Source organism: Serratia sp. CY71090, from assembly GCF_052166845.1.
Lineage (GTDB): Bacteria > Pseudomonadota > Gammaproteobacteria > Enterobacterales > Enterobacteriaceae > Serratia > Serratia nematodiphila.
Genome location: NZ_JBJNOA010000017.1, coordinates 1 through 26,340, shown reverse-complemented (window position 1 = coordinate 26,340; position 26,340 = coordinate 1). Strand labels below are relative to the sequence as shown.

Here is a 26,340-nt window from a genome sequence, read left to right as displayed (position 1 = left end):
CTTTCAGCAAGCAATTTGCTGAAATTTATCAACGGTTAGGCCAGCTGGTTATAAACACGGGCGATGCGGCCGCTGCCGCTGACGTTGACCGGGGATTCGAACGCCCCGATAAAGCAGGATTCGCCCGGTTTGAGCGTCAGGCGTTGCCCGGATTTCTCCAGCGTCGCTTCGCCGGCGACGCAGAACACGATGGCGGCGCTTCGCTGTGCCAGCGCCTGTGGTGCGGCGGTCAAATCGTGCAGTGAGAAGGCGAAATCCTCCACCGGGATCGGGAAGAACAGCTCGTTGCCGCGTTGCTCCGGTTGGGTCAGCAGGCCGGAAGCCGGTTGCGGGCGGAACTGCAGGTTGGCCAGCAGCTCGGGCACGTCGATGAATTTCGGCGTCAGGCCCGCGCGCAGCACGTTATCCGAGTTGGCCATCACCTCCAGCGCTACGCCTTTCAGGTAGGCGTGCGGCGTTTCGGCATACAGGAACATCGCCTCGCCCGGCGCGAGCTGCACCACGTTCAGCAGCAGCGGTGAGAACAGACCGCTGTCGTCCGGATAGAAGCCGGCGATAAAGCGCACGGTATCCCAGGGTTCCCCCTGCTGGTTGTTGAGCGCGGCTTTCAGCACGCCGAGCGCCAGCGCTTTTTGTTCGCCACTCATCGTCAACAGGCTGGCGAACAGGGTCGCGAGGTGCGCGGTGTCCGGCTGTTGCAGGAAGGCGGCGATGTCGTGGTGCGCGCCCGCGATCGGTTGCAACAGGGAAACGATATCGGCCAGTTCGCGGAAGCCGTTCATCGCCAGGAACGGCGTCAGGGCGAACACCAGCTCGGGTTTGTGGTTGGGATCTTTATAGTTGCGTTCGGCGGCGCTCAGCGGGATGCCGGCGGCATTCTCTTTCGCGAAGCCGACCTCGGCCGCCGCTTTACTTGGGTGAACCTGGATCGACAGCGGCTGATCGGCGCAGAGCACTTTAAACAGGAACGGCAGCTCGCCAAAACGGCTGGCGACGTTGGCGCCCAACTGCTTTGGCTGGTCTTCATCGATAAGAAAGCGCAGCGAACGCAGTTCGCCGTCGGCGCCCGGCACGCGGGAAGGGCTTTTGGGATGGGCGCCCATCCACAGTTCGGCCATCGGCTGATTATCCGGGTTGGCGATGCCGTAAAGACGGGTCAGCGCATCGTGGCTGCCCCAGGCGTAATTCTGTACCGCGTTGGTCATTTTTTGCATGTCGATAAACGTCCTTAACGTCATTGTCGCACTGGATGACAATAACTTACTAATTTTATACGGTTAACTAAATCTGTGCCGACAGCTATCCTACGCCCGCGTCGGCAGGAAAAATCATGGGCGCGATCAAAAAAACGCCGGATAACGTCGCGCCCGGCAATGGGGCCAAAGTATAACGTGATAACGATCGGGGTCTCAATTGGCGCGCAGGTCTCAAGGCGGCCCGGAAAACCCGCCGATCGATTATTATTTGGCCCAACGGGGATTATTGCCGTTAGCCTGGTCATTCTACGTCATTATTTATTTTTTCAGCATGTCAAACTATGTCGGCTGAATTTATTTTTTACCGTCTGAGCCATTCCCTTATTATTATTCTCGCGTTGCACCGGGCTATCACACGCTGAGCTTAAACCTGGGCGTCAGACCCATTTACCGTAACGGCTAACACGTCGATTTAACGAAACAAGAGGTCTGTTGCATGAAAACACTGTTGTTGCTGTTGGGGTTTTGCACCGGCGCAGCACAGGCGGCGGTGATTGTCGCCTATCCCTACGTGGCGCCGCGCGCCGTGGTGATCGCGCCGGCGCCGATCGTCGTCACACCCGCCCCGGTCGCGGTTCCCGCCGCGATCGCGCCTGTGGCGCATCCGCTGGCACTCACCGCCGGTGCGGCGGCGACCGGGGCATATCGGCATCATGAACGGCAGGACGCCTACAACGAGATCAATCATCTGCAGCAGCAACGGATCGATGAACTCAATCATTTACAGGCGCAGCGCATCAATAATTTTAATGCGCGTCATCCGCGTTAATGGTTATCCAGATTTTTATTCTCCAGGCTCATTCCCGGCCGTTTATTTCACCGCGGGTTAACCGGCGGAAAATAACCGCGTCGTTAATGGGTAAAAGAGATGAAACGTGCTGTGAGATAACTCTCTTAATGCGAATAGTTATTATGTCACTATACTGGGAGTGCATGCCGGCGGGGGGTAGCGCGTCGGCCTAACCCTACAATTTTAGGAATTATGCTAAGGAGATCGTGATGGCAGGCGTTCGTATCGAAAAAGACTCTATGGGCCCCATCGAAGTACCGGCCGACAAGCTGTGGGGCGCGCAAACCCAGCGTTCGTTGGCGCATTTCCGTATTTCCTCCGAAAAAATGCCGACCGCGCTGATCCACGCGCTGGCGTTGACCAAGCGCGCCGCCGCGCAGGTCAACGTGGATCTGGGGCTGCTGCCGGCCGAACGGGGCGCCGCCATCATCAACGCCGCCGACGAAGTGCTGGCGGACAGCCATGCCGACCAGTTCCCGTTGTCAATCTGGCAAACCGGCTCCGGCACCCAGACCAACATGAACATGAACGAAGTGTTGGCCAACCGCGCCAGCGAGCTGCTGGGCGGCGTGCGCGGTGAAGAGCGCAAGGTGCACCCGAACGACGACGTCAATAAAAGCCAGAGCTCCAACGATGTGTTTCCCACCGCGATGCACGTGGCGGCGGTGATTGCGCTGCGCGAACACCTGATCCCCGAGCTGAAAGTGTTGCACAAGACGCTGAGCGACAAGGCCGAAGCCTACCGCGACATCGTCAAAATCGGCCGCACCCATCTGCAGGACGCCACGCCGCTGACCCTGGGGCAGGAGATATCCGGTTGGGCGGCGATGCTGGCGCACAATCTGAAACACATCGAGGACAGTATTCCGCACATTGCCGAGCTGGCGCTGGGCGGCACGGCGGTCGGCACCGGCCTGAACACCCATCCGGAGTACGCGGTGCGCGTCGCTAAAGCGCTGGCGGAATTGACCCATCAGCCGTTCGTCACGGCGCCGAACAAGTTCGAAGCGCTGGCGACCTGCGATGCGCTGGTGCAAGGGCATGGCGCGCTGAAAGGGCTGGCGGCTTCGCTGATGAAGATCGCCAACGACGTGCGTTGGCTGGCGTCCGGCCCGCGCTGCGGCATTGGTGAGATTTCGATCCCGGAGAACGAGCCGGGCAGCTCCATCATGCCGGGCAAGGTCAACCCGACCCAGTGCGAAGCGATGACCATGCTGTGCGCTCAGGTGCTGGGTAACGACGTGGCGGTGAACATTGGCGGCGCTTCCGGCAACTTCGAGTTGAACGTGTTCCGCCCGATGGTGATCCACAACTACCTGCAGTCGATTCGCCTGCTGGCCGACGGCATGCAGGGCTTTAACGAGCACTGCGCGGTGGGAATTGAACCGAACCGCGATCGCATCTCCCAATTGCTGAACGAATCGCTGATGCTGGTGACGGCGCTCAATACCCATATCGGTTATGACAAGGCGGCGGAAATCGCCAAGAAAGCGCACAAGGAAGGGCTGACGCTGAAAGCCGCGGCGCTGAAGCTCGGCTACCTGACCGAAGCGCAGTTCGACGAGTGGGTGCGGCCGGAAGCGATGGTCGGCAGCATGCAGAAATAATGACGTCATGCCTAAATGGGGCGCGGTTGCGCCCCGTCTTTTCAAGCCAACATCTCTAGCACCGATAACAGCGCCTGCGGCTCCGGCCGCTGGGTGTAATCGGCGTGCGCTTCGGCGTAGACAATACGGCCATCGCGGGCGATGACGAATCGCGCCGGCAGCGGCAGCGTCCAGCTGTCATCCTGGTTGAACTGCGCCAGATCGAGGCCGAGCCGCTGTTGATACAGGGCGATCAGCGTGTCCGGCAGGCGGTAACGCAGGCCGAACTGGGCCGCCAGACGGTTGCCTGTATCGCTGAGCAACGGGAAGGTGAGATCGTGATCGCGCGCGGCCTTGCGGTTATGCACCGCGCTCTGCGGCGAAACGGCCAACAGCTGCGCGCCGTACTGCGTGATGGCGGGGAGTGCGGCCTGCAGCGCCTGCAGATCGAGCGTACAGTAAGGGCACCAGATCCCGCGATAGAAACTGACGACCAGCGGCCCTTTTGCCAACAGCGCCGTGGAAGAGCATGGTCGGTTTTCGCTGTCCGACAGAGTAAAGCCGGGCGCGGCGTCGCCGACCTTCAGGGCGCGTTCGGCCATGCCCGACGCGATCTGCGCCTGGATCGCCTCACGCATCAGCGCGTGATCTTGCGCCGCGAGTTTGAACGGCAGTTGGTCGGCTTCGAATGCCGCTTTGAAGGCATCGAGTTTGTCTTGCAGTGTCATGCGTTCTCCTGACAGGAATGAGGGGGAGCGCTCATCTTGCCCATTCCGAAATAGCGCGTGTAGACTGCAATAAATGCTAACCGTTATTCCAGTAAGGAATGTCATGGGTAAATTTGCCGATTACGAAACCTATGCCTGCGTTTACGAGAGCGGCTCCTTTACCGCGGCGGCGCGGCGGCTGCACGTGGGGCAGCCGGCGGTCTCAAAAGCGGTGGCGCGGCTGGAACAGCAGCTCGGCACGCGCCTGATGCTGCGCTCGACCCACGGCCTGCAGCCGACGGATGCGGGACAGCAGCTGTATCAACGCACCCGGCGCATCCTGAACGAGCTGGCGGAGACGGAAGCGCTGGTGCAGAGCGCTGGCGAGACCCTGAGCGGCCGGTTGCGGGTCGCTTCGGCGGCGGTGTTCGCCCGCATCGTTCCCTTGCCTGATTTGACGGCGTTTATGCGCGCCAATCCACGGTTGCATGTTGATCTGCTGCTGGATGACGGCAATCTGTCGCTGATTGAAGAAGGCATCGATATTGCCCTGTGTGTTGGCGAGTTGGAGGATTCCGGTTTTACCGCCCGCAAGCTGGGTGAGGTAAAGCAATGCGTGATCGGCACGCCCGGCTATTTTGCCGCTGCCGGTATGCCGCAGCGGCCGGAAGATCTGTTGCAGCACGAGATGGTGATTTACCATCGCCGTGGCGGCGGCTGTGAACTGTGGCGCTTCAGCCGCGAAGGGGAACAGCGCGCGCTGCGGCTGCCGGGGCGCATGCGGGTTAACGCGGCGGAGTGCGTACGCGAGCTGGTGCTGGCGGGCTTTGGCGCCACCGTCGCCAGCGAAGGCCTGTTTCGCAGCGAGCTGCAAAGCGGGGCGGCGATCGCGGTATTAGCGGACTGGCAACTGCCGCCGCTGGCGCTGTGGGCGGTGTTCCCCGGCGGCCATTTCGTTTCGGCCAAGGCGCGGGCCTTTGCCGATTTTGTCCAAACCGCGCTATGCAGGGAGCCGTGATATGTCGCGCGCACAACGTTTACTCGATTTGATGCAGCTGCTGCGCAACCACCGTTATCCGGTGGCGGGTCATGCGCTGGCGCAGACGCTGGGCATCAGCATGCGCACCCTGTACCGCGATATCGCCACGCTGCAGCAGCAGGGGGCGGAAATCGCCGGTGAGGCGGGCGTCGGCTATGTGCTGCGCCCCGGCTTTACGCTGCCGCCGCTGATGTTCTCGCCGGCGGAGACAGAAGCGCTGGTGCTGGGGATGCGCTGGGTCAGCCGCCGCGGCGACAGCCAACTGGCGAGCGCGGCGGGTCAGGCACTGGCCAAGATCGCCGCGGTGTTGCCGCCGGCGCTGCGGGAGGAGCTGGAGGCCAATACGCTGCTTATCGCGCCGGTTCAGGCGCCGCCGGTGGCGGATGAGATGCGGGTGCTGATCCGAGACACCATCCGCTGCGAGCGCAAACTGCATATCGACTACCTCGATCTGGCGGGGCAGCGCAGCGAACGCCTGCTGTGGCCCTTTGCGCTGGGTTTTTTCGATCAGTTTCAGATGTTGGTCGCCTGGTGCGAGCTGCGTCAGGCCTTTCGCCATTTTCGTCTCGATCGCATTCAGGCCGCTACGCCGTTTGAACAGCGCTATCCGCGTGGCCGGCGGCGGCTGCTGCAAGAGTGGCGCCTCAGCGAGGGCATTGCGGAGCAATAGCGGCACGCTGCTGCCATAAACTGTCAGTCGCGCGCCTTAGTCTGTGCCTATCGGGAACCGGCCGGTTCCCATCACCCAAAGGACAGACCAATGACTCTTCCCAGCATGACCCTGCTTTATGTCGACAACCCGCTCAACAGCGCCGCCTTTTATCAACGCCTGCTGGGGCAGGCGCCGGTGGAGCTTTCACCCGGCTTTGCCCTGTTCGTGCTCAACAACGGCTTCAAGCTGGGGATGTGGGCCAAACAGGGGGTAAAACCCGCCGCCACGCTGACCGGCGGCGGCGGTGAACTGGGCTTTTTATGCCAGGATCCGCAAGAGGTGGAGGCGCGCTATAACCAGTGGCGTGAGCTTGGGCTGACTATCGAGCAAACGCCGACCGAGATGGAGTTCGGTTACACCTTCGTGGCGCGAGATCCGGACGGCCATCGCCTGCGGGTGTATGCTCTCAGCGAGTAGCGTCGTCGGTGTACAGGTGCAGACGCGGCACCAGCAGCCGCAGCGGCCTGGCGTCGGGTTTGTAACGGTGTTTCACCGCCTCGGCGTCGTAGTTGAGCAGTTCGCCGATCTTCGGCACCGCGGCGCCGCTTTCAACCTGACACAGGGCGATCAGCGGCAGCGGGCAGGGGTGCTGCACCTGTTTTTGCTGCTGCTGATACCACACCCGGGCGATCGGCTGCACTTTTACCGGCCGTTTGATCTTCAGCGTCGCCTGCTGCGGCAGCCGGCTGACGTCGTCTATTTCGCGGCTGACCAGGGCGGCCCACTGTTCACGGCTGTGCGGCGGCACCGCGCGGCCGGCTTTCAGGCTTTTCTCCAGCTGCGCCAGAATGTCGTCCCGCTTGACGTTTTTGATGATGTGCTTGTTGGCCCAGCCGAAGCGCACCGAGTCGGGATTGGTCAGGGCGGTGAGGGTGCGATAGGCGCTGAGGGTAATCAGCCCGTGCAGATGGGTGTGCACGAACTCGAAACGCTGCTCCGGCGCCAGGCCGGAATCGACGGTGATAATCTGTTCCAGTTCACCCTTCAGGCGGTTGATCAGCGCCAGCTGCATTTGCAACGTCTGATATTCCGGTTGCTCCACTGCCAGACAGATGACGCCGGGCAGGCGCACGGCGGCCTTGCTGCTGACATTCTCCCGGTTATGGTGGATGAACAACCGTTGATAATGCTCCAGCGCCAGATCGCGCGCCGCTTGCCCCACATGCTGCTCGACCGCGATATGCGAAATGGCCTGATGTTCCTGGCCTTTTTCAACCTCCGGCAGGCTGAACACCCGCGCCGCCAGCAACCGCAGCGGGGCGATCTGCTGCTGCAATGCGCCGAGCGCCTGCTCCAGCTCGGCAAAGCAGGCGTTCATTCGGCCAATCACATCGTATCTGCTCATCGCACACTCCCATATTAGTTACAACATACTATAGAAGAGTGACCGACTGGGGGCAACATCGGCAAACGAAGAGGGAGCGGCTTCACTGGCCACCCGGCTTACCAGCAGGAAATACGCCATAACGGCTTTTGGCAGCAGGGCACACAATACACCCGCTATACATAGTGTTTTGATTCATTGATGGATTTTCTCCTGTTCGTTTGTCTTCTGTTTAATCCATTTTCCGTTTGCCGTTGTCCAATTGCTGGAACAAACAGAATGGCAGGACGCTATGAGCCCCTCGGGTTATCTTTTCTTCTGTCATTAACGGGTGCTTTAAACGGAGGTTTACTGTGGATATTAAACAGAAAGTCAAAAACATGACGCTGGAAGAGAAGATCGGGCAAAAAATCATGCTGGATTTTCGCTACTGGGATCAGAACGGTAGCAGCAATCAGGATATGACCGTTCCCGATGCAGCCATTGGCAAGCTGATCACCGATAACCACATCGGTGGGGTGATCCTGTTTGCCAATAATCTGAAAGACAAGCAGCAGATCAAAACGTTGACGGCCTGGTATGCCGCGCTGAAAACCCACGCGGGCGTTCGTTTGTTTATTGGTACGGATAACGAAGGCGGTAACGTTTTCCGGCTGCCGCGCGGCGACTACGCCTCATTCCCCGGCAATATGGCGCTGGCGGCGGCGATCGAGGGCGGTGCGGATAAACAGCTCGCCGTTGAACAGGGCAAACTGATGGCCCAGGATATGCGCGCGTTGCATATCAATACCAACTTTGCCCCGGTCGTGGACGTCAACACCAACCCGTTCAACCCGGTGATTAACGTTCGCGCCTTCAGCGATGATAAGAGCGCCGTTTCCCGCCTGGCCGAGAAAATGGTGGCGGGCATGAAACAGCAGGGGCTGATCACCGCGTACAAACACTTCCCCGGCCATGGCAGCACCTCCACCGACTCGCATACCGGTTTGCCGCGCGTCGATCGTACGCGGGAAGAAGCTTTTGCCATTGATATCGCCGCTTATAAACAGGCCATCGATCGCTGCGCGGCGCCGGACATGGTCATGACTGCGCATATTCAGTACCCTGCACTGGATAACAGCCAGATCGACACCCGCAACGGTGAAAAAATCACGGTGCCGGCCACCATGTCGCGCGAAATCCAGACCCAGATCCTGCGCAATGAGCTGGGTTATGCCGGCGTAACGATTTCAGATGCGCTGGATATGGGCGCGATTGCCGAGCATTTCAGCCAGCAAGCGGCGGCTGAAAACGTCTTTACCGCCGGGGTGGATATTGCTCTGATGCCTGTCAGCATCGCTTCGCCGGCGCAGGCGAGCCTGCTGCCCGAGCTTATCCGCTACATTGCGCAGCGGGTGAAAACCGGGCATCTCAGCGAGGCCGATATTGATGCCTCTGTCGAGCGCATTTTGCGCCTCAAATTGCGCCATCACCTGATGGGCCATAGCGATAAACCCTGTTCCCACGACGTATCGTCCTCCGCGCATCAGCTGGAGAAACGGATTGCCGATCGTTCCATTACCGTGGTTATCAACCGTCAATGCCTGCTGCCGTTAAAGGACAAAGCGCTGCGCTACTTTATTCTGACTCCGTGGGGCGAGCAGGCCAAAGGCATTGCGAACGTGATGGCGCAGGAGGGCTATCAGAACGTTGTGGCCGCGAAGGAAACGGAACTGAGCGACGCCCAGGTCAGGGAACATATTGCCGGCTGCGACGTGTTCTTGCTTGGAACCCTCTCAACCCGCTTTACGCCTGCCGAGCAGGATGGCGTCGTGACCGCCGCCACCGGATCGGGTAATGACAGCAGCCCTTACCCGGGCTGGCTGAAATACGCCGCCGAGCAGGGGAAAAAACGCGTTCACCTCTCATTGCGCGCGCCTTACGATATCGTGAACTATGCCGCAGACGTGGATGCGGCTGTCGCCACCTATTCTTACTACGGGTATGACAGCGGCGTATGGCGTGGCCCTTCGATGATATCGCTGGCGCAGGTGCTGACGGGGAAAATCAAACCGCACGGAAAACTGCCGGTTAATACCTGGCATGACTACGATGAGCAAACCAATACCGGCAAGGTGGCGTTCCCTCGCGGGACGGGGCTGAGCTGGTGATGGGATAAGGAGAGGCGTCGCCAGAAAGGGCGGCGCCGGTCGCTGGATGGCGTTGATAAAGCGGGCGGTTTCTTGCTCCGCACGCCGCGAGATGGGATAACCGTCACTCACGGAAGGAGAACATTTATGCCGACAGGCGCAACAAAACTAGGCGGATGGCTGTTGATGGCCGCCATGCTGGGCGTGAGCGGATGCGCCAAACCCCCTGAGCCGGAAAAGCCTCCGCAGCCTGTACCGCCGGCAACGCCGATGCGGGGCATCTGGCTGGCTACGGTCATTGGCTTGGACTGGCCGCCGGCGGCCTCGCTGAAAGCGGAATCCACGCAAGAGCGGGTGCGTCTGCAGCAGCAGGGGCTGACGGACGCGCTGGACGACATGGTGAAAACCGGGATTAACACGGTGTATTTTCAGGTTAAACCGGACGGCACGGCCCTGTGGCGTTCTGACATCTTGCCCTGGTCGGAGGTATTGACCGGCACCGTGGGCCAGGATCCGGGTTATGATCCGCTGGCCTTTATGCTGACAGAAGCGCACCGACGCGGCATCAAAGTGCATGCCTGGCTGAACCCTTATCGGGTTTCCATGAATACCCGACAGCAAACGATTGATGCACTCAATCATACGCTGCAGTCGCCGCCGGCCAGCGTCTATGCGCTGCATCCCGACTGGATACGCACCGCCAGCGATCGCTTCGTGCTCGACCCCGGCCTGCCCGAGGTGCGCAACTGGATCACCGGCGTGGTGGCTGAAGTCGTCAAAAACTACGATGTCGACGGCATTCAGTTTGACGATTATTTCTATTACGAAACGCCGCAATCGCCGCTGGATGATGAAAAGACGTATCGCGCATACGGCAAAGGGTTTGCAGACAAGGCCGACTGGCGAAGAGACAACACGCTGCAATTGATAAAACAGGTTTCCGCCACCGTCAAAGCACTGAAGCCCGCGGTCGCGTTTGGCGTCAGCCCGGCGGGCGTATGGCGAAACAAAGCGGACGATCCTGCCGGCTCGGCGACGCGAGCCGGCGCGCCGTCGTACGATACGGCCTATGCCGATACGCGCCAGTGGGTCAAACTGGGGCTGCTCGACTATATCGCGCCGCAGCTGTACTGGCCTTTCGATCGTGAAATTGTTCGCTACGACGTGCTGGCCAACTGGTGGGCCGAGGTGGTGAAAGACACGCCGGTTCGGCTCTATGCCGGGGTGGCGCTGTATAAAGTGGGCACGCCATCGGCCAGCGAGCCGGCCTGGACCGTCGACGGCGGCGTCCCCGAGCTGAAAAGGCAGTTGGATCTCAACGAGAGCCTGCCGGGGATGGGGGGAACCATCCTGTTCCGGCAACGTTATCTGACCGAGCCGCAAACGGACAAGGCGGTGGAGTACCTGCAAACTCGCTGGAAACCCGGTCAATAATCACGGGCTCTGGCATGACGAGCCGCGGCTAACCTCCGCGGCTTTTTCCATTCACAGGCGCGCCGCTTCCGGCAGCCGTTTCAGGTAATGCACCACCAGCAGCGCCAGCAATAGCATCAGGCTGATAAACGCCGCCACGCCATTCCAGCCGAAGCTGTGCCAGAACACGCCGCCCAGGGTGCCGGCCACGCTGGAGCCGACGTAATAGCAGAACAGATACAGCGACGACGCCTGGCCTTTGGCGCGGCGCGCACGGCGGCCGATCCAGCTGCTGGCCACCGAGTGGGCGGCGAAAAAACCGGCGGTGAACAGCATCATGCCGATAAAGATCGCCGGCACCTGCGGCAGCGCGGTAATCAGGATCCCGATCAGCATAATCACGATCGACGCCAGCAGCACCGGGCCGCGCCCGAAGCGTGAGGTGAGCGCACCGGCCTTGGGCGAACTGTAGGAGCCGGTGAGGTACACCACCGACAGCAGGCCGACGATCGCCTGGCTCAGGTGATAAGGATCCGCCAGCAGGCGATAACCGATGTAGTTGAACAGGGTGACGAAACTGCCCATCAGCAGGAAACCTTCCGCGAACAGCAGCGGCAACCCTTTATCGTGCCAATGCAGTTTAAAGTTGATCAGCAGGGTGCGCGGGCGCAGCGAGCTGGCGCGAAAATGCCGCGAAGCGGGCAGGATGCGCCAAAACATGCAGGCGGCGGCGAGGGCGAACAGGCCGATGACGCCAAGCGATACGCGCCAGGAGAAGAAGTCGGTCAACACCCCGGTCACCAGGCGGCCGCTCATGCCGCCGATCGAGTTGCCGCTGATATACAGCCCCATCGAGAAGGCGACGAAGCTTGGGTGGATCTCTTCGCTGAGGTAGGTCATGCCGACCGCTGCGACGCCGCTCAGCGACAGGCCGATCAATGCGCGCATCAGTAAAATGCCGTGCCAGCTGGTCATAAAGGCGCAAATCAGCGTGCAAACCGCCGCCAGCAGCAGCGCCACCACCATCACCGACTTGCGGCCGATGGCGTCGGACAACGGCCCGGTAAACATCAGGCCGATCGCCAGCAGGCCGGTAGAGACCGAAAGCGACAGGCTGCTTTCCGCCGGCGAGACGCCGAAGTCTTGCGACAGCACCGGCAGGATCGGCTGCACGCAGTAGAGCAGCGCGAAGGTCGCCAACCCGGCGGAAAACAGCGCCAGCGTAACGCGCATAAACTGCGGCGTGCCGCGTTCGATATAGGGGAGTTTGTTGTTGAGGGTGGAGCGTTTTACTTTAGGCGCAGCGGCCGCGTCATCGTTGGCGGCCAGCGTCGACGGCATCACGGCCGCAGAACGCACAGGGGTTGTCACAGCGTTTCCTTACCGAACTTCGGGGAGATAAACAGACATTTTGCAGATAACAAAATGATAGGGAGCGGCGAATTTTTTGTCTAATATATTAATAATTACAATTAAGACTTTTTAAATATGAATATCGAATTGAGACACCTGCGTTACTTTATCGCCGTGGCCGAAGAGCTGCATTTTGGCCGCGCCGCCGAGCGGTTGCGCATCTCCCAGCCGCCGCTCAGCCAGCAAATTCAGGCGCTGGAAGAGATGGTCGGCGCGCGGCTGCTGGCGCGCAACAACCGCAACGTCAGTTTGACCCAGGCCGGGGAGATGTTTCTTAAAGAAGCCTATCAGGTGCTCGATCAGGTCGGGCGCGCGGCGGAAAAGGCGGCGCGTCTGGATCGCGGTGAACTGGGGGAAATGACCATCGGGTTTACCTCCTCCGCGCCCTTTATCGGCGTGGTGGCGCGCAGCCTGCGCGCCTTTCGCCAGCAGTCCCCGCAGGTGCACATCAAGATGCGCGAAATCAACACCAAACAGCAGATCGAACCGCTGCTGAACGGTGAGCTGGATCTGGGGGTGATGCGCAATACGCGGCTGCCGGAGGCGCTGCACTATCAGCTGCTGCTGCGTGAACCGCTGGTGGCGGTGGTGCCGGAAGGGCATCCGCTGGCGGAAACGCCCGGCGGCGCGCTGCGGTTTCAACATTTGGCGCGGGAGCCGTTCGTGTTCTTCTCGCGCGAAGTGGGCACCGCGCTGTACGACGAAATTCTGCTGCTGCTCGGCAAGGCCGGCATCACCCCGTATATCACCCAGGAAGTGGGGGAAGCGATGACTATCATCGGGCTGGTCTCCGCCGGGTTGGGAGTCTCGATTCTGCCGGCGTCTTTCGCCCGGGTGCGGGTGGACGGCGTGCGCTATTTGCCGCTGGCGGAGCCGGACGCCACCACCGAAGTGTGGCTGGTGCACCACCGCCGGCGGCCGTTGACCGCGGCGGCGCAGTCGCTGATGGCGTTGATGCTGAAATGACGTTGAGCTTGGGCAAATAAAAATCAATTCACGCTGAAATTGCGAGGAATTTGTGCAGCAAATCACATAACGAATCAAATAGTTGACGCTGTATGACAAAAGCCCCACCATAACCCCTAGTCTTTATTTAGAAGCGCGAAAAATAGTAGGAGCCGGTTTGTGATTGCGGTTGGGCAGCCTGGGCATATCGATCAAATCAAACAGACCAATGCGGGGGCGGTTTATCGGCTAATCGATCAACTGGGTCCGATTTCGCGCATCGAACTGTCAAAACGCGCGCAGCTGGCGCCCGCCAGCATCACCAAGATCGTGCGCGAACTGCTGGAAGCCCATCTGGTCAAGGAAACCGAGTACCAGGAGATCGGCAGCCGGGGGCGCCCGGCGGTGGGGCTGGTGTTGGACACCGAAGCCTGGCACTACCTGTCCGCCCGCATCAGCCGCGGCAGCATCACGCTGGCGCTGCGCGATCTCAGCAGCAAGCTGGTGGTGGAGGAGCAGCTGCCGCTGGCGGCCGAACATCCCGAACCGTTGCTGAAGCGCATCCTGACCGAAGTCGATCAATTCTTTATCCGCCACCAAAGCAAGCTGGAACGGCTGACGGCGATCGCTATTACGCTGCCGGGCATGATCGACGTCCAGTCCGGCGTGGTGCACCGCATGCCGTTTTACGACGTGCTGGAGATGCCGCTCGGCCCGGCGCTGGAAACCCGCACCGGTCTGCCGGTTTACCTGCAGCACGACATCAGCGCCTGGACCATGGCCGAGGCGCTGTACGGCGCCTCGCGCGGCAGCCAGAACGTGATTCAGGTGGTGATCGACCACAACGTCGGCGCCGGGGTGATCACCGGCGGCCATGTGTTGCACGCCGGCAGCCACAGCGTGGTGGAGATCGGCCACACCCAGGTCGATCCCTACGGCAAACGCTGCTACTGCGGCAACCACGGCTGTCTCGAAACCGTGGCCAGCATTGAGAACATGCTGGAGATCGCCCAGCAGCGGCTGAGCGGCTCGATGAGTTCCAGCCTGCACGGTGCGCCGCTGACCGTCGAATCGCTGTGCGACGCCGCGCTGGCGGGCGATCAACTGGCGCGAGACATCATTCTCGGTGTCGGCCACAGCGTGGGGCGCATTCTGGCTATCATGGTCAACCTGTTCAATCCCGAGAAGATCCTGGTGGGCTCGCCGCTCAACCGCGCGGCGGAGATCTTGCACCCGGCCATCGCCTCCTGCATTCGCCAACAGGCGCTGCCGGCCTACAGCGAGCAGGTCAAGGTCGAATCCACGCAGTTCTTCAATCAGGGCACCATGCCCGGCGCGGCGCTGGTGAAAGAGGCGCTGTATAATGGTTCATTGTTGGTGCAGCTGCTGCAAGGCTAACATCAGAACCTCTTATTAATCCCGCAAAAGATTGAGCTACCTCAAGCCCCTACGCGGCAGCATCCCCTAGAATTTTTCCGAAAGACTTCTTCGCCGCCGGTGCGGCGATACATTGTTAACGGGGCATTCTGGGGCATTTTATTCATGTTGAAGCGTTTATTTGTGACAGGCACGGATACCGACGTCGGTAAAACCGTGGTTTCCCGCGGGTTGATGCAGGCGCTGGCCGCCGAAGGCCGTTCGGTGGCCGGCTACAAGCCGATCGCCGCGCGCTGCCAGGAAACCAGCGAGGGCATCCGCAATAAAGACGCTTTGGTATTGCAGGCATCTTCAACCCTGCCGCTGTCCTACGAGGAGATCAATCCCATCACCTGCCTGGATGAGGTGTTTCACGCGCATGCGACCGAGGACATCAACTATGGCGTGATGAGCACCGGTCTGCGGGATCTTTCGGCCAAAGCCGATACGGTGGTGGTGGAAGGCAGCGGCGGTTGGCGGGTGTTGATGAACGATCTGCGGCCTTACGCCGAGTGGGTGGTGCAGGAACAGCTGCCGGTGGTGTTGGTGGTGGGCATCAAGCTGGGCTGCGTCAGCCACGCGTTGCTGACGGCACAGTCGATTATCAACGACGGCCTGCCGTTGCTGGGCTGGGTCGCCAACCGCATCAACCCGGGGTTGGCGCACTATGCCGAAACCATCGCGGCGCTGCAGCAGCGCATTTCCGCGCCGCTGCTGGGTGAAATTCCGTATCTGCCGCGCGCGGAGCAGCGCGAACTGGCGCACTATCTCGACATCTCCACGCTGCTGCGCTAGCGCGCTCAGGCCAGCAAAGGGGCCAACAAACGGGCGGAGACAAACAGCCCCAGGCCGTACACCGTATGCACCAGCAGGCTGATGATGCGGCTACGCGTCGGATTGGGGGTGTTCGCCGCCGCCACGCCAAAGCCCAACGCCGGCTGCATCACGAAGAAGGGCGCCGCCAGGCTCAGCCAGCCGCTCAACAGCGCGACGAGCGGCGTCGGCGCGGCGTACCACGCGATGCCCGCCAGGCCGAGCGGGATAAAGGCGAAGGCGACGCCGATCGCGTAGTGCAGCAGCCATCCCATCGCTTTTTCTCCCCGCCGCACCGGCGCCGCCATGATCGGTGCGTGATAAAACCGGCCGTCGAAAAGGCCGATAAACCAGCGGCCGACCAGCGCGTAGTTAAGGGGCGGGATGCCCAGCACGCGCTTTTGCAGGATGGCCCACAGATCGGTGCACAGCGTGGCGCCCACCCCGGTCAGCATAATCATCAGTAAAATTTCTGTCGTCATTTTCGTGCCCTTAAAGTCACTCATGGTGTAATGTGCGCACAGTGTGCAACTTAAAGTCGACTTCAAGTCAATGGGAAAAGAACTGGATATTGGCGAGGTGGCGCGTTTGAGCGGCATCGCGCCCTCGGCGCTGCGGCATTACGAGAAAAAAGGGCTAATCGCCTCGATAGGCCGCAACGGTTTACGTCGCCAATACGCCGCCGGCGTGCTGGATCAACTGAAGCTGATCGCCCTCGGGCGGCTGGCGGGGTTTACGCTGGATGAGATCGCCTCGCTGTTTGACGAGCGGGGGCGCATCGCCCTCGATCGCAGGCTGCTGGCGGCGCGGATTGAAGAACTGGATCGCACCCTGCGGCGTCTGGGGCAGGTGCGCGCCGGTTTGCAGCACATGGTCGATTGCCCTGAACCGGAGCACCTGCAGTGCCCGCAGTTCAGGAAGTTGCTGCAGCAGGGCGAGTTTTAAGCCTCGCGTTTGGGCGGCGGCGCGGTGTGGTAGACCGATACCGGCCGCAGGCCGCGCGACACGGTGGTGGCGATCACGCAGGCCAGCAGAATGCCGGGCAGCAGCGCGTATTCGCCGGTCATTTCAAACACCATCAGCGCCGCCATGATCGGCGCATGGGTGGTGGCGGCCAGCAGGGTGGCCATGCCGGTCAGCGCCAGCAGCAGCGGCACCGCCGCATCCATGCCCGGCCACAGGCCAAACAGCTGGCCTATCATCGAACCGAGCGCGGCGCCGACGAACAGCGTCGGGGTGAAGACCCCGCCGGGCGCGCCCGACCCGCTGCTGGCGAGGATCGCCAGCAGCTTGCATACCAGGATCGCCCCCAGCAGCAATACCCCCGGCGGCGCGATCAGCAGCGCCTGCACCACGCTGTAGCCATTGCCCCATACCTGCGGGAACAACAGCGAAAGCAGCCCGACGATCAGGCCGCCCAGCGCCAGCTGCAGCGGCGGCTTCAGGCGCAGCGATCGGAACGCGCGGCCGGTGGCGGTCATCAACCATAAAAACAGCGGCCCGCCGGCGCCGGCCACCACGCCGACCAGCGCCATCAGCAGGTATTGCGTCGGCAAAGGGGCGGCGAGCGGCGTCACCAGGTAGAGCGGCGCCTGGCCGCCGTTGAGCAGGTTGGTCATCAGCAGGGCGCTGACCGCGGCGATCACCACCGGGCCGAGCGAGGCCAGCATCAGGGTGCCGAACAGGATCTCGGCGATAAACAGGCTGCCCGCCAGCGGCGCATGGTAGGCGCTGGCCATCCCGGCTGCGGCGGCGCAGGCCACCCACAGTTTCCATTCTTTCTCGTGCGTAAAGCGCTGGGCAAACAGCGAGCCCACCAGCGCCGCCAGCAGGATCATCGCGCCTTCACGGCCGATGGCGCTGCCGCTCGACACCACCAGCAGCGACGCCAGACACTTCACCAGGCTGGCGCCGGTATCCAGCTTGCCGTTGCCGGTCTCGATCGCTTCCATATAGTCGGTGGGCGCCGCCGGGCGCTGGTGGCGGTAGCGCTGGTGAACATACAGCAGCAGGCCCGCCGCCAGCCCGCCCAACGCAGGCGTCAGGGCGCGCCGCCAGCCGGGCAGCGCGGCGGCGGCGGCCACCAGACTGCCGTCGGCATTGCCGAGCAACAGCCACTCAAGGCCAATCATCGAACGGTGGAACAGCCACACCGCCAGGGCGGCGGCGACGCCGATGAACACGGCGATAAACAGGCTGCGCAGCAGGGCGCGATAGTGGTGCAGGTGGACCAATCTTTTCATGCGTGGGCGGCGTCGTGAGAAAAATCAAAGGGTCATCAGCGCATTGTGCTTGGCGCTCCGGCCGATGACCAGTGAATCTTTATCAAACTGCGGCATGGGCGGGGCGGTCGGCGCCCCGGCGGAGGTTATTGCGGCGTCAGCACCCGGCGCGTGCGGCCGGAGCTGAGGTAGTCGGCGATATAATCCTGCGAGATTTCGCCGCTGTAGCGGCCGTCTTCATCGACGATCGGCATCCAGGACGTATTGTGCTCATACAGCTTCGACAGCACCACGCGCAGGTTCTCTTCCGCGCGGGCGGTGACGCGAAAGCGGTGCAGGCTGTCGGCGCATACCCCCGGCGCACCGCGCGCCTCGCGGCGTTTGACGTAACCCAGCGGTTTGCCGTCGGCGTCCACTACCGTCACCGAACGGGCGTCGATATCGTCCATCAACCCGAATGCCTCTGTCAGCGGCGTTTCCCGGCGCACCGTCACCGTCTCTTGTTGGTCTGCCACGTCGCCGGCCTGCACCAGCAGCAGGCGCTTCAGCGTGCGATCCTGGCCGACAAAGGAGGCGACGAAGTCGTTCGCCGGGCGCGCCAGCAGCTCATCGGCGCTGGCGTTCTGCACGATCTTGCCCTGGCGGAACACCGCGATGCGATCGCCGAGCTTCAGCGCTTCGTCGATGTCGTGGCTGACCAGCATCACGGTCTTCTTCAGCTGACGCTGCATGTCGAGAAACTCGTTTTGGATGGTTTCGCGGTTGATCGGATCCACCGCGCCGAAGGGTTCATCCATCAGCAGCACCGGCGGATCGGCCGCCAGCGCGCGGATCACGCCGATGCGCTGCTGCTGCCCGCCGGACATCTCTTTCGGGTAGCGGTGCAAAAAGCGCTTGGGATCCAGCGCCACCATGCTCATCAGCTCCTCGGCGCGATCGTGGCAGCGTTTTTTGTCCCAGCCCAGCATGCGCGGCACCACGGTGATGTTCTCCTCGATGGTCATGTTGGGGAACAGACCGATCTGCTGGATGACGTAGCCGATTTTGCGGCGCAGGCTGACGGTATCCAGCGCGCTGGTGTCTTCGCCGTTGATCAGAATGGTGCCGCCGGTGGGTTCGATCAAGCGGTTGATCATCTTCAGCGTGGTGGTTTTGCCGCAGCCGGATGGGCCGAGCAGCACGCAAATTTCGCCTTCCGGCACGTCCAGATTGATGTTGTCGACGGCGTTGAACGGCGTGCCGTTCTTTTGCATGAACTGTTTGGTCAGATTTTCCAATTTAATCATGAGCGGATCCCCTTGGGCGTGAGCGCAATTTGCAAGCGGTGCAATAACCAATCGAGGACGATCGCCAGCAGGCTGATCATCACGGCGCCGGTAATCAACTGGCGGATGTCGCTGCTGCTGATGCCGTTGAGCAGCAGCAGGCCGAGGCCGCCGGCGCCGATCACCGCGGCGATCGCCATCACGCCGATATTCATCACCACGGCGGTGCGAATGCCGCCGAAAATGACCGGCAGCGCTACCGGGATCTCCACCCAGCGCAGGCGTTGCCAGAACGTCATGCCGATGCCGCGGCCGGCTTCGCGCAGCCCGCCGGGCAGGTTGTCGAGCGCGGTGTGGGTGTTGCGCACGATCGGCAGCAGCGAATAGAGGAACACCGCGGTGATCGCCGGCACGTAGCCGATGCCGTGGCCGATTAAGGAAAACAGCGGGATCATCAGCCCGAACAGGGCGATGGAGGGCACGGTCAGCACCAGCGTGGCCAGGCTCAGCACCGGCGTCGCCAGCCATTTGTGGCGGACGATCAGCACGCCGAGCGGCACGCCGATCAGGATCGCCAGGCCGACGGCGATGCCGACCAGCAGCAGGTGTTCCAGCGTCAATCCGGCGATATAGGCCCAGTTTTGCCAGGCGTAAAGTAAGGTATTCATCATGCCTCCTAAATCAGGCCGCGCTGCTTGAGGAACGCGTCGGCGACCTGTTGCGGCGTCTGGTAGTCGATATCCACCTTGGCGTTAAGCTCGGTGATCACCTGATTGTTGAACTGTTTCGACAGCGTGTTCAGCGCCGCTTCCAGCCCCGGCGTGTTTTGCAACACGTCGGCGCGCACCACCGGCGTGACCGCATAGCTCGGGAAATAGCCTTTGTCGTCTTCCAGCACATGCAGATCGAAGCCTTTCACCCGGCCGTCGGTGGTGTACACCAGCCCGGCGTCGACGAAGCCATCGCGGATGGCGTTGTAGACCAGGCCGGGATCCATCTGGCGGATTTGCGGGCGATCCAGCGGCATGTCGTACAGCGCCTGCATCGGCTTCAGGCCGTCCGAGCGGCCGGCGAACTCCAGATCCAGCCCCAGCAGCCAGTTGTGTTTCGGGTCGGTTTTACGCACCTGTTCCACTTTGGCCACCAGTTGCGACATCGTGCGGATCTGCTCTTTTTCCGCTCGCCGGCGCTGCATGGCGAAGGCGTAGGTGTTGTTCATGTCCGCCGGCTGCAGCCACACCAGGCCGAGTTTGGCATCGAGCTTTTTCACCGTTTCGTAGGTTTCCTGCGGCGACATGCGCTTATTGATGTGGTTAAAGATGATCAGCGAGGTGCCGGTGTATTCCCAGGTCATGTCGATCTGCTTGTTGATCATCGCGTTGCGGGTGATCACCGTAGCCAGATTGGTTTTGGGTTCGACCTGAAAACCTTTGGCCCGCAGGTATTGCACGGTGATCGCCGACAGAATGCGCTGTTCGGTAAAGTTCTTGCTCGCCAGCGTCAGCGGGGCGGCCCAGGCGGCCGCGCCGGTCATCAGCAAGGAGAACAGCAGCGCGTGGCGGAGTCGTTGTAACCATCGAGTCATCGCGTTTCTCCCATCAGGATGCGGTGTGCGGGCTGAGCCGGCGGCCGAGACCGGCCAGCGCCAGATCGAGCAGCAGGGCGATCAGCGCGGTGGCGGCGGCGCCGAGGATCAGCGTCGGGAAGTCGTTCAGGTAGATGCCGGGGAAGATCAGCTCGCCATAGCTGCTGGCGCCGATCAAAAACGCCAGCGGCGCGGTGCCGACGTTAATCGCCATCGCGATGCGCACCCCGGCGAAGATCACCGGCAGGGCGTTAGGCAGTTCGACCTGGCGCAGCCGCTGTCCGGCGGTCATGCCAATACCGTTGGCGGCCTCGACCAGCGCCGGCGGCACCGAACGCAGGCCGGCATAGGTATTGCGCACGATAGGCAGCAGCGAGGCGAGGAACAACGCCACCACCGCCGGCCGGTCGCCGATGCCGATGATCACCATCGCCAATGCCAACACTGCCAGCGGCGGCAGGGTGTTGCCGACGTTAAAGATCTGCATCACGTGCTCCGCCCAGCGGCGGGCGAAAGGGCGGCTCAGCAGGATACCGCTGGGAATGCCGACCAGCAGCGACAGCAGCATCGAACACACCACCAGGAACATGTGCTGCTGACCGAGGTAAATCAAATCTTCCCGGCGCGACTTGAGGGTTTCCCAACCGATGCCGTAAACCAGCAGCGCGATGACGGCGATAAACAGCAGGCTCCCGAGGAGCAGGCGCCGGTATGGCGCTGACTTGTGCATGATGTTGCGTCCTCCGTTGCGCGGAGCGGCCGACGAGACGGCGCATTCCGCTCTGATTGTTACCCACGGCCCGGCGGGCGTGGCGGTACAAAACGGGCGTTTCGCATGAGGTTAGCGACATTGAGCGAAGGGTGCGTTCGGCACAGCGTGCTGAACGTAGGCTCAATACGTGAGTAAATCAGCATAAGATACTGATATTTAAACCCAAGAAAGCACGAAGCCCAAAGGCGCCGGCTAGGGAAGGTATAGCACCCTGTCGTTGACCGTGCCAAGTTTTATGAACAAAATCAGCTGATTGAGTTTGCCCGTATTGGCGCCGCAGCCCGCGTCAGCGCTGGGATGCGGGTAAAATGAAAAAAATCCACGGCAAAACGTTACGCCGTAACAGTTAGTCCAAATGGTGCGATTCGCCGCCGGCAAAGGCAGGATGTGAGGGCGGATAGACTTGGCACAGGCGCTTGCTGATATACTCAGGGAAAATAAAAACGCCAGGAAACCTGCATAACGCCATGACAAATAACGTTTCACCCGCACCCATTGCCCACCGCCCGCTGATCCTGATCGCCTGCATGCTGGCGATGTTCATGTCGGCGATCGAAGCCACCATCGTCGCCACCGCCATGCCGACCATCATCGGCGATCTCGGCGGCTTCTCGCTGCTGGGCTGGGTGTTCGCGGTCTATTTGCTGGCGCAGGCGATCACCATTCCCATCTACGGCCGGCTGGCGGATCTCTACGGCCGCAAGCGGGTGTTTTTCTTCGGCGCGACGCTGTTCCTGCTGGGATCGGTGCTGTGCGGCTACGCCCCCGACATGTATTGGCTGATCGGCTTCCGCTTATTGCAGGGATTGGGCGCCGGCGCCATCATGCCGATCGCGTCCACCATCATCGGCGACATCTACAGCGCCACCGAGCGGCCGAAGGTGATGGGCTACCTGTCGAGCGTGTGGGGCGTATCGGCGATCATCGGCCCGCTGCTGGGCGCGTTTATCGTGCAACACCTGCCGTGGGCGCTGGTGTTCTGGGTCAACCTGCCGATCGGCCTGTTGGCGATGTTCTTCCTCTGGCGCTATCTGCCGGCGCATCAGCAACTGCGGCGGCACGCGCTGGATCTGGCGGGCACCGCCTGGCTGACGCTGTTCGTTTCGGCGCTGCTGCTGGCGCTGTTGCAGATGGAAAGTCTCGGATGGTGGGTGGCGCCGTTGCTGGCGCTGGCGGCGGCGTCGCTGGCGCTGCTGATCCGTCAGGAGCGGCGCGCGGTCGAGCCGCTGTTCCCGCTGGCGCTGTGGCAAAGCCGGGTGATCGTCGCCGGCAACATCGGCGGGCTGGTGATCGGCGCGGCGATGATGGGCATCAGCGCCTTTCTGCCCACCTTCATTCAGGGCGTGATGGGCGGCTCACCGCTGGAGGCGGGCACCACGCTGGCCTTGATGTCGATCGGCTGGCCGCTGGCCAGCACGCTGAGCGGCCGTTTGATGCTGATGACTTCGTATCGCGCCACGGCGTTGCTGGGCGCACTGCTGTTGGTGGCGGGCGGCCTGATCCTGCTGATGCTGCAGCCGAACGGCGGTCTGCTGTGGGGCCGGGTGGCGGCGTTTATGGTCGGCGCCGGCATGGGATTGTGCAACACGACGTTTTTAGTGTCGGTGCAGAACGCGGCGCATTACAGCATTCGCGGCATTGCCACCGCCTGTACGGTGTTTACCCGCATGGTGGGCTCGGCCATCGGCACCGCGATTTTGGGCGCCACGCTGAACCTCAACCTGCAGTGGCGTTTGCCGGAGATTGACGATCCGGTGCAGCGGCTGATGGAGCCGGCGGTGCGGCAGAGCATGGGGAGCGAAGCGCTGGCGCAGCTTATCCAGCAGGTGGCGGCTTCGCTGCATTGGGTGTTCCTGGTATCGGCGTTGGTGTCGTTGCTGGCGCTGGCGGCGGCGATGCTGATCCCGGCGCGTTGTCGGCCGCAAGGCGAAGAGGAAGAGGCGGAGCAGACGTAAAGGAAAAGGAAAGGGCGCGGCTGTTGCGCGCCCTGGGTAGCCGATGCGGCTTACTGCGCGTTGGAGGTGTCCTGGCTGGTGCCGGTCTGCGCCGCGTCACCACTATCGTCGCCGTTGTTCAGGCGGGTATAAACGATCTTCTGGGTGTCGTTTTCGCAGTGGCCGACCACCTGGCCGCCCGCTTGATCGGCCTGATCGTTAGGCACGATCTCCAGTTTGAAGCCGGACTCCGGAACGCCGTTATTGACGATTTTTTGCGAAATGTCCGCTTTCACGCTTTCACAGGAGGCCAGAGCCGCCAATGGGGCGCCGGCCAGCAATACAGCGGTTAATATCAGCGTTTTCTTCATCACGTCATCCTTTTAGACAATGAACTTCCTGTAACAGGATAGCAGCAACGGCGGCCGGGTTTCACGCTTGCCCGCCCGCCGCAGGCGGATTAAGGATTAATCCGACGCCCGGTCTGGCGATCCAGACATTTACGGGTGTCCGGTTCCCAGTACGCGTTGACGTTGTTGCTGTCGTTGCAGCGGTCTTCGTCATCCGCCGCGCGATCGGCCTTGTCGAACTCTTTCTCGACGCGAGTGTTGATCTTGTGGCGCAGGGATTTGGTATCATTCCACTGCTCTTTGCTTTGGCGCGCTTCTTCGGTGCTCATCGCGCCGCTGCCTTTGCCATCGACGGTGACGCAGGTGCTGCCCTGCGTGCAGGTGGCGGCCAGCGCCGGCGCCTGCCAGGCGCCCATAAAGGCCAGCATGGCGACCGGCAGCATCCCGCGCAGCAGTCGTTGGGTCGAAAATGTTTTCATCGTTTCATCCTTATGAGTGAGTGCGCCTGATGATGGCGACACTGGCGTTACCTCGCCCGCAGGCGTGGTGATAAATATACCACCGCGCTCCTGGAATTCACCAGCCAAGCGCCGATTCGTTTACTTTACCGAGAGAAAACTGCGACCGATGTTAAAAACCACGCTGTTGTTTTTCGCCACCGCCCTGGCTGAAATTATCGGCTGTTTCCTGCCTTACCTATGGCTGAAGAAGCAGGGCAGCGCCTGGCTGCTGCTGCCGGCGGCATTAAGCCTGATGCTGTTTGTCTGGCTGTTGACGCTGCATCCGGCGGCCAGCGGGAGGGTCTATGCGGCCTACGGCGGTGTGTATGTGGCGACGGCGCTGCTGTGGCTGCGGGTGGTGGACGGGGTGAAGCTGTCTGCGCTGGATTGGGTCGGCGCCGGCGTGGCGCTGGCGGGCATGCTGATTATCGTTTCCGGCTGGCGCGCGGCCTGAGGAAACGCGGCGGGAGTCGCCTCCCGCCGTCGCGGCTCAGGCGCCGCGGTGGATGTTCAGCCCGGCGAAGGACTGGCTGACCGGCATCATTTCCAGCGTGTTGATGTTGACGCGCGCCGGCAACGTCGCGACCCAGAACACCGACTCGGCGATGTCTTCCGGCGTCAGCGCATCGGCGCCTTCGTAGGTTTTGTTGACCTTGCCGTCATCACCCTTGAAGCGCACGTTGGAGAACTCGGTGCCGCCCACCAGGCCCGGCTCGATATCGGTCACGCGGATGCGCGTGCCGTGCAGATCGGCGCGCAGGCCCAGGCTGAACTGCTTGACGAACGCCTTGGTGGCGCCGTACACGTTGCCGCCGGCGTAAGGCCAGTTGGCGGCGGTGGAACCGATGTTGATCACGTGGCCGACGTTGCGCTCGACCATGGCCGGCAACAGCGCGCGCGTCATGTTCACCAGCCCCTTGGCGTTGGTGTCGATCATGGTTTCCCAGTCATCGGCGTTGGCCTTGTGCGCCGGCTCCAGCCCCAGCGCCAGCCCGGCGTTGTTCACCAGTACGTCGATCTGGCGCAGCTCGGCCGGCAGTGCTTCGATCGCCTGTTGAATGGCGGCGCGGTTGCGCACGTCGAGCCGAACGATGTGCAGCGCTTGGCCGAGTTCTTCCTGCAGCGCTTCAAGACGCTCAAGGCGGCGCCCGGCGGCGATCACCCGATGGCCTTCACGGATAAAACGGCGCGCGATCGCCTCGCCGAAACCGGAGGTGGCGCCGGTAACAAAAATAATCATGTTGCTGTTCCTCAACTGTTTTTACCCTACATGCCTCTATCATTAGCACAAACCCGCAGGCAGTGGCAGGGGTTATCACGGCGGAAAGCAAAAAAGATGACACCGGGCCGGCGGCCCGATGCTGACTAGCGCTGAGGCGGCAGGTGATACACCACGGCGTCATACTTGATGCGCTCGCAACGGCCGGCCAGCACGCCGCCCAGCGACTCGACGAGGCGGCGGCTGGCGGTATTCTGCTCGGCCACCGGGTAGAGAAAGTGCGGCGGCTGAAAGCGCTCGCTGGCCCAGCGCGCGATACCCTGTACGATTTCGCGGCCGTAGCCCTGGCCATGCAGGCTCTCTTTCACCCAGATGCCCAGCTCCGGGGTGGGGCTGCGTAGGTTGTGCGCGCCGCCGACGCCGACGAACTGCCGGTCTTCGCGCCGGCGGGCGACGAAGATCACTTCTTCGCCTTCGCGCATCAGCGGCAGCCAGCTTTGCCAGACGTTGGCGAAGTCTTCCGGCGACGCTTCCGGTTCAAAAGTCATAAAGCGCGTCAGAGTGGGGGTGATCGCCTGGTAAACATCGTCGGCGTCTGCTGCGGTAAAGGGGGCAATCAACAAACGGTCGGTGTCAACGCGGCACTGAGAAAGGTCATTGTGATTCATGTTATTTTCCCTCGCTTTTCAGGCCAGAACGGCAAAAAATCCGCGCAATAAATCGGGGCGGATCGTCGATACTACGCGCATTGGCGGCAGAAGCGACTTATTTTTCACCGCTGCGGCGGTGTGCAGGCGCGGCATTTCGTGACGTCGTCACGTTGGTGGGGAAAGCGGCGGGCGGCGCTCGATTTCTTCATCGCTGGAGCCGGTTTTGCCGTAACCGATGTTATAACGCAACGTATCGTTGAACAGCACCGTATCCTGCGGCACGATGCCGATCGCCTGCCG

At 61.8% G+C, this 26,340-nt stretch carries 27 protein-coding genes; 13 read left to right on the top strand and 14 right to left on the bottom strand.

Translation table 11 applies throughout. The features are described from left to right. Positions 1-35: 35 nt before the first annotated feature. Entirely contained in the window at positions 36-1,214 is a 1,179-nt protein-coding gene (gene manA, locus ACJ8OK_RS23445) for a mannose-6-phosphate isomerase (protein ID WP_049278376.1), read from the bottom strand. A 478-nt stretch (positions 1,215-1,692) separates the two neighbouring features. On the opposite strand from manA, the gene ACJ8OK_RS23440 reads away from it, so the two are divergent. Both ACJ8OK_RS23440 and fumC read left to right on the top strand, forming a co-directional pair. Then, positions 1,693-2,025 carry a hypothetical protein gene (locus ACJ8OK_RS23440; RefSeq protein ID WP_048323294.1) on the top strand — a complete coding sequence of 111 codons (333 nt, stop codon included), beginning with the start codon at positions 1,693-1,695 and terminating at the stop codon, positions 2,023-2,025. A 230-nt stretch (positions 2,026-2,255) separates the two neighbouring features. Continuing rightward, positions 2,256-3,653 (top strand): class II fumarate hydratase, encoded by a 1,398-nt coding sequence (gene fumC, locus ACJ8OK_RS23435; protein ID WP_004938497.1) that lies wholly within the window; start codon positions 2,256-2,258, stop codon positions 3,651-3,653. Between the two features lie 41 nt (positions 3,654-3,694). Here the strand turns inward: fumC and ACJ8OK_RS23430 are convergent, their stop codons facing one another. Beyond that, entirely contained in the window at positions 3,695-4,360 is a 666-nt protein-coding gene (locus tag ACJ8OK_RS23430) for a peroxiredoxin-like family protein (protein ID WP_048323296.1), read from the bottom strand. A 103-nt stretch (positions 4,361-4,463) separates the two neighbouring features. On the opposite strand from ACJ8OK_RS23430, the gene ACJ8OK_RS23425 reads away from it, so the two are divergent. The 3 genes from ACJ8OK_RS23425 to ACJ8OK_RS23415 all read left to right on the top strand — a co-directional run bounded on the left by ACJ8OK_RS23425 (position 4,464) and on the right by ACJ8OK_RS23415 (position 6,507). Continuing rightward, the gene (locus ACJ8OK_RS23425; RefSeq protein WP_033633149.1) at positions 4,464-5,357 is read left to right on the top strand and encodes a LysR family transcriptional regulator; all 894 of its coding nucleotides are present in this window, start codon (positions 4,464-4,466) and stop codon (positions 5,355-5,357) included. Between the two features lies 1 nt (position 5,358). Further along, a complete protein-coding gene (locus ACJ8OK_RS23420; RefSeq protein ID WP_060559614.1) occupies positions 5,359-6,048 on the top strand; it encodes a helix-turn-helix transcriptional regulator in 690 nt (229 codons plus the stop codon). A gap of 90 nt (positions 6,049-6,138) precedes the next feature. After that, positions 6,139-6,507 (top strand): VOC family protein, encoded by a 369-nt coding sequence (locus ACJ8OK_RS23415; RefSeq protein WP_004938508.1) that lies wholly within the window; start codon positions 6,139-6,141, stop codon positions 6,505-6,507. On the opposite strand, the gene tus is transcribed toward ACJ8OK_RS23415, so the two are convergent. Continuing rightward, complete coding sequence (gene tus, locus ACJ8OK_RS23410) at positions 6,497-7,435, bottom strand: DNA replication terminus site-binding protein (protein ID WP_033633145.1); 939 nt, start codon at positions 7,433-7,435, stop codon at positions 6,497-6,499. The two genes, ACJ8OK_RS23415 and tus, sit on opposite strands and share 11 nt — an antisense overlap. Before the next feature lie 332 nt (positions 7,436-7,767). Here tus and ACJ8OK_RS23405 point away from each other — a divergent pair, with 332 nt between their 5' ends. Both ACJ8OK_RS23405 and ACJ8OK_RS23400 read left to right on the top strand, forming a co-directional pair. After that, a complete protein-coding gene (locus ACJ8OK_RS23405; protein ID WP_260953794.1) occupies positions 7,768-9,564 on the top strand; it encodes a glycoside hydrolase family 3 protein in 1,797 nt (598 codons plus the stop codon). 126 nt (positions 9,565-9,690) lie between these two features. After that, positions 9,691-10,977 carry a glycoside hydrolase family 10 protein gene (locus tag ACJ8OK_RS23400; protein WP_033633141.1) on the top strand — a complete coding sequence of 429 codons (1,287 nt, stop codon included), beginning with the start codon at positions 9,691-9,693 and terminating at the stop codon, positions 10,975-10,977. A 51-nt stretch (positions 10,978-11,028) separates the two neighbouring features. Here the strand turns inward: ACJ8OK_RS23400 and ACJ8OK_RS23395 are convergent, their stop codons facing one another. After that, entirely contained in the window at positions 11,029-12,297 is a 1,269-nt protein-coding gene (locus ACJ8OK_RS23395) for an MFS transporter (protein ID WP_031300458.1), read from the bottom strand. A 147-nt stretch (positions 12,298-12,444) separates the two neighbouring features. On the opposite strand from ACJ8OK_RS23395, the gene ACJ8OK_RS23390 reads away from it, so the two are divergent. The 3 genes from ACJ8OK_RS23390 to bioD all read left to right on the top strand — a co-directional run bounded on the left by ACJ8OK_RS23390 (position 12,445) and on the right by bioD (position 15,525). After that, on the top strand, positions 12,445-13,335 hold the full coding sequence (locus ACJ8OK_RS23390) for a LysR family transcriptional regulator (protein ID WP_004938523.1): 891 nt from the start codon (positions 12,445-12,447) through the stop codon (positions 13,333-13,335). A gap of 159 nt (positions 13,336-13,494) precedes the next feature. After that, the gene (gene mlc, locus ACJ8OK_RS23385) at positions 13,495-14,712 is read left to right on the top strand and encodes a sugar metabolism global transcriptional regulator Mlc (RefSeq protein WP_004938526.1); all 1,218 of its coding nucleotides are present in this window, start codon (positions 13,495-13,497) and stop codon (positions 14,710-14,712) included. Between the two features lie 144 nt (positions 14,713-14,856). Next, the gene (gene bioD, locus ACJ8OK_RS23380) at positions 14,857-15,525 is read left to right on the top strand and encodes a dethiobiotin synthase (protein ID WP_082997567.1); all 669 of its coding nucleotides are present in this window, start codon (positions 14,857-14,859) and stop codon (positions 15,523-15,525) included. 5 nt (positions 15,526-15,530) lie between these two features. Here the strand turns inward: bioD and ACJ8OK_RS23375 are convergent, their stop codons facing one another. Beyond that, a complete protein-coding gene (locus tag ACJ8OK_RS23375; RefSeq protein ID WP_442531122.1) occupies positions 15,531-16,025 on the bottom strand; it encodes a DUF2938 domain-containing protein in 495 nt (164 codons plus the stop codon). A 70-nt stretch (positions 16,026-16,095) separates the two neighbouring features. On the opposite strand from ACJ8OK_RS23375, the gene ACJ8OK_RS23370 reads away from it, so the two are divergent. After that, positions 16,096-16,488, top strand: a complete 393-nt coding sequence (locus tag ACJ8OK_RS23370; RefSeq protein ID WP_033633139.1) for a helix-turn-helix domain-containing protein — start codon at positions 16,096-16,098, stop codon at positions 16,486-16,488. On the opposite strand, the gene clcB is transcribed toward ACJ8OK_RS23370, so the two are convergent. The 5 genes from clcB to ACJ8OK_RS23345 form a co-directional block, all read right to left on the bottom strand. Then, entirely contained in the window at positions 16,485-17,786 is a 1,302-nt protein-coding gene (gene clcB, locus ACJ8OK_RS23365) for a voltage-gated ClC-type chloride channel ClcB (protein ID WP_033633138.1), read from the bottom strand. The genes ACJ8OK_RS23370 and clcB overlap by 4 nt on opposite strands. A 125-nt stretch (positions 17,787-17,911) precedes the next feature. Continuing rightward, positions 17,912-19,051 (bottom strand): osmoprotectant ABC transporter ATP-binding protein OsmV, encoded by a 1,140-nt coding sequence (gene osmV / locus ACJ8OK_RS23360; RefSeq protein WP_021505258.1) that lies wholly within the window; start codon positions 19,049-19,051, stop codon positions 17,912-17,914. Then, entirely contained in the window at positions 19,048-19,698 is a 651-nt protein-coding gene (gene osmW, locus ACJ8OK_RS23355; RefSeq protein WP_004938544.1) for an osmoprotectant ABC transporter permease OsmW, read from the bottom strand. The genes osmV and osmW overlap by 4 nt, the downstream gene beginning before the upstream one ends. Positions 19,699-19,706: 8 nt before the next feature. Then, entirely contained in the window at positions 19,707-20,564 is an 858-nt protein-coding gene (locus ACJ8OK_RS23350) for a glycine betaine ABC transporter substrate-binding protein (protein ID WP_442531136.1), read from the bottom strand. Between the two features lie 64 nt (positions 20,565-20,628). Further along, positions 20,629-21,345, bottom strand: a complete 717-nt coding sequence (locus ACJ8OK_RS23345; protein WP_004938551.1) for an ABC transporter permease — start codon at positions 21,343-21,345, stop codon at positions 20,629-20,631. A gap of 509 nt (positions 21,346-21,854) precedes the next feature. On the opposite strand from ACJ8OK_RS23345, the gene ACJ8OK_RS23340 reads away from it, so the two are divergent. Then, the gene (locus ACJ8OK_RS23340) at positions 21,855-23,342 is read left to right on the top strand and encodes an MDR family MFS transporter (protein ID WP_082997566.1); all 1,488 of its coding nucleotides are present in this window, start codon (positions 21,855-21,857) and stop codon (positions 23,340-23,342) included. Positions 23,343-23,392: 50 nt separating this feature from the next. Here the strand turns inward: ACJ8OK_RS23340 and ACJ8OK_RS23335 are convergent, their stop codons facing one another. Together ACJ8OK_RS23335 and ACJ8OK_RS23330 are read right to left on the bottom strand one after the other, a co-directional pair. After that, complete coding sequence (locus ACJ8OK_RS23335; RefSeq protein WP_004938557.1) at positions 23,393-23,692, bottom strand: DUF1161 domain-containing protein; 300 nt, start codon at positions 23,690-23,692, stop codon at positions 23,393-23,395. An 89-nt stretch (positions 23,693-23,781) separates the two neighbouring features. After that, a complete protein-coding gene (locus ACJ8OK_RS23330) occupies positions 23,782-24,150 on the bottom strand; it encodes a DUF1283 family protein (protein WP_082997565.1) in 369 nt (122 codons plus the stop codon). Between the two features lie 148 nt (positions 24,151-24,298). On the opposite strand from ACJ8OK_RS23330, the gene ACJ8OK_RS23325 reads away from it, so the two are divergent. Beyond that, a complete protein-coding gene (locus tag ACJ8OK_RS23325; RefSeq protein ID WP_004938563.1) occupies positions 24,299-24,625 on the top strand; it encodes a YnfA family protein in 327 nt (108 codons plus the stop codon). A 36-nt stretch (positions 24,626-24,661) separates the two neighbouring features. Here ACJ8OK_RS23325 and ydfG read toward each other — a convergent pair whose 3' ends face one another. Together ydfG and ACJ8OK_RS23315 are read right to left on the bottom strand one after the other, a co-directional pair. Continuing rightward, a complete protein-coding gene (gene ydfG, locus ACJ8OK_RS23320) occupies positions 24,662-25,411 on the bottom strand; it encodes a bifunctional NADP-dependent 3-hydroxy acid dehydrogenase/3-hydroxypropionate dehydrogenase YdfG (RefSeq protein ID WP_085336951.1) in 750 nt (249 codons plus the stop codon). Between the two features lie 125 nt (positions 25,412-25,536). After that, a complete protein-coding gene (locus tag ACJ8OK_RS23315) occupies positions 25,537-26,058 on the bottom strand; it encodes a GNAT family N-acetyltransferase (RefSeq protein WP_060660756.1) in 522 nt (173 codons plus the stop codon). Positions 26,059-26,340 lie beyond the last annotated feature (282 nt).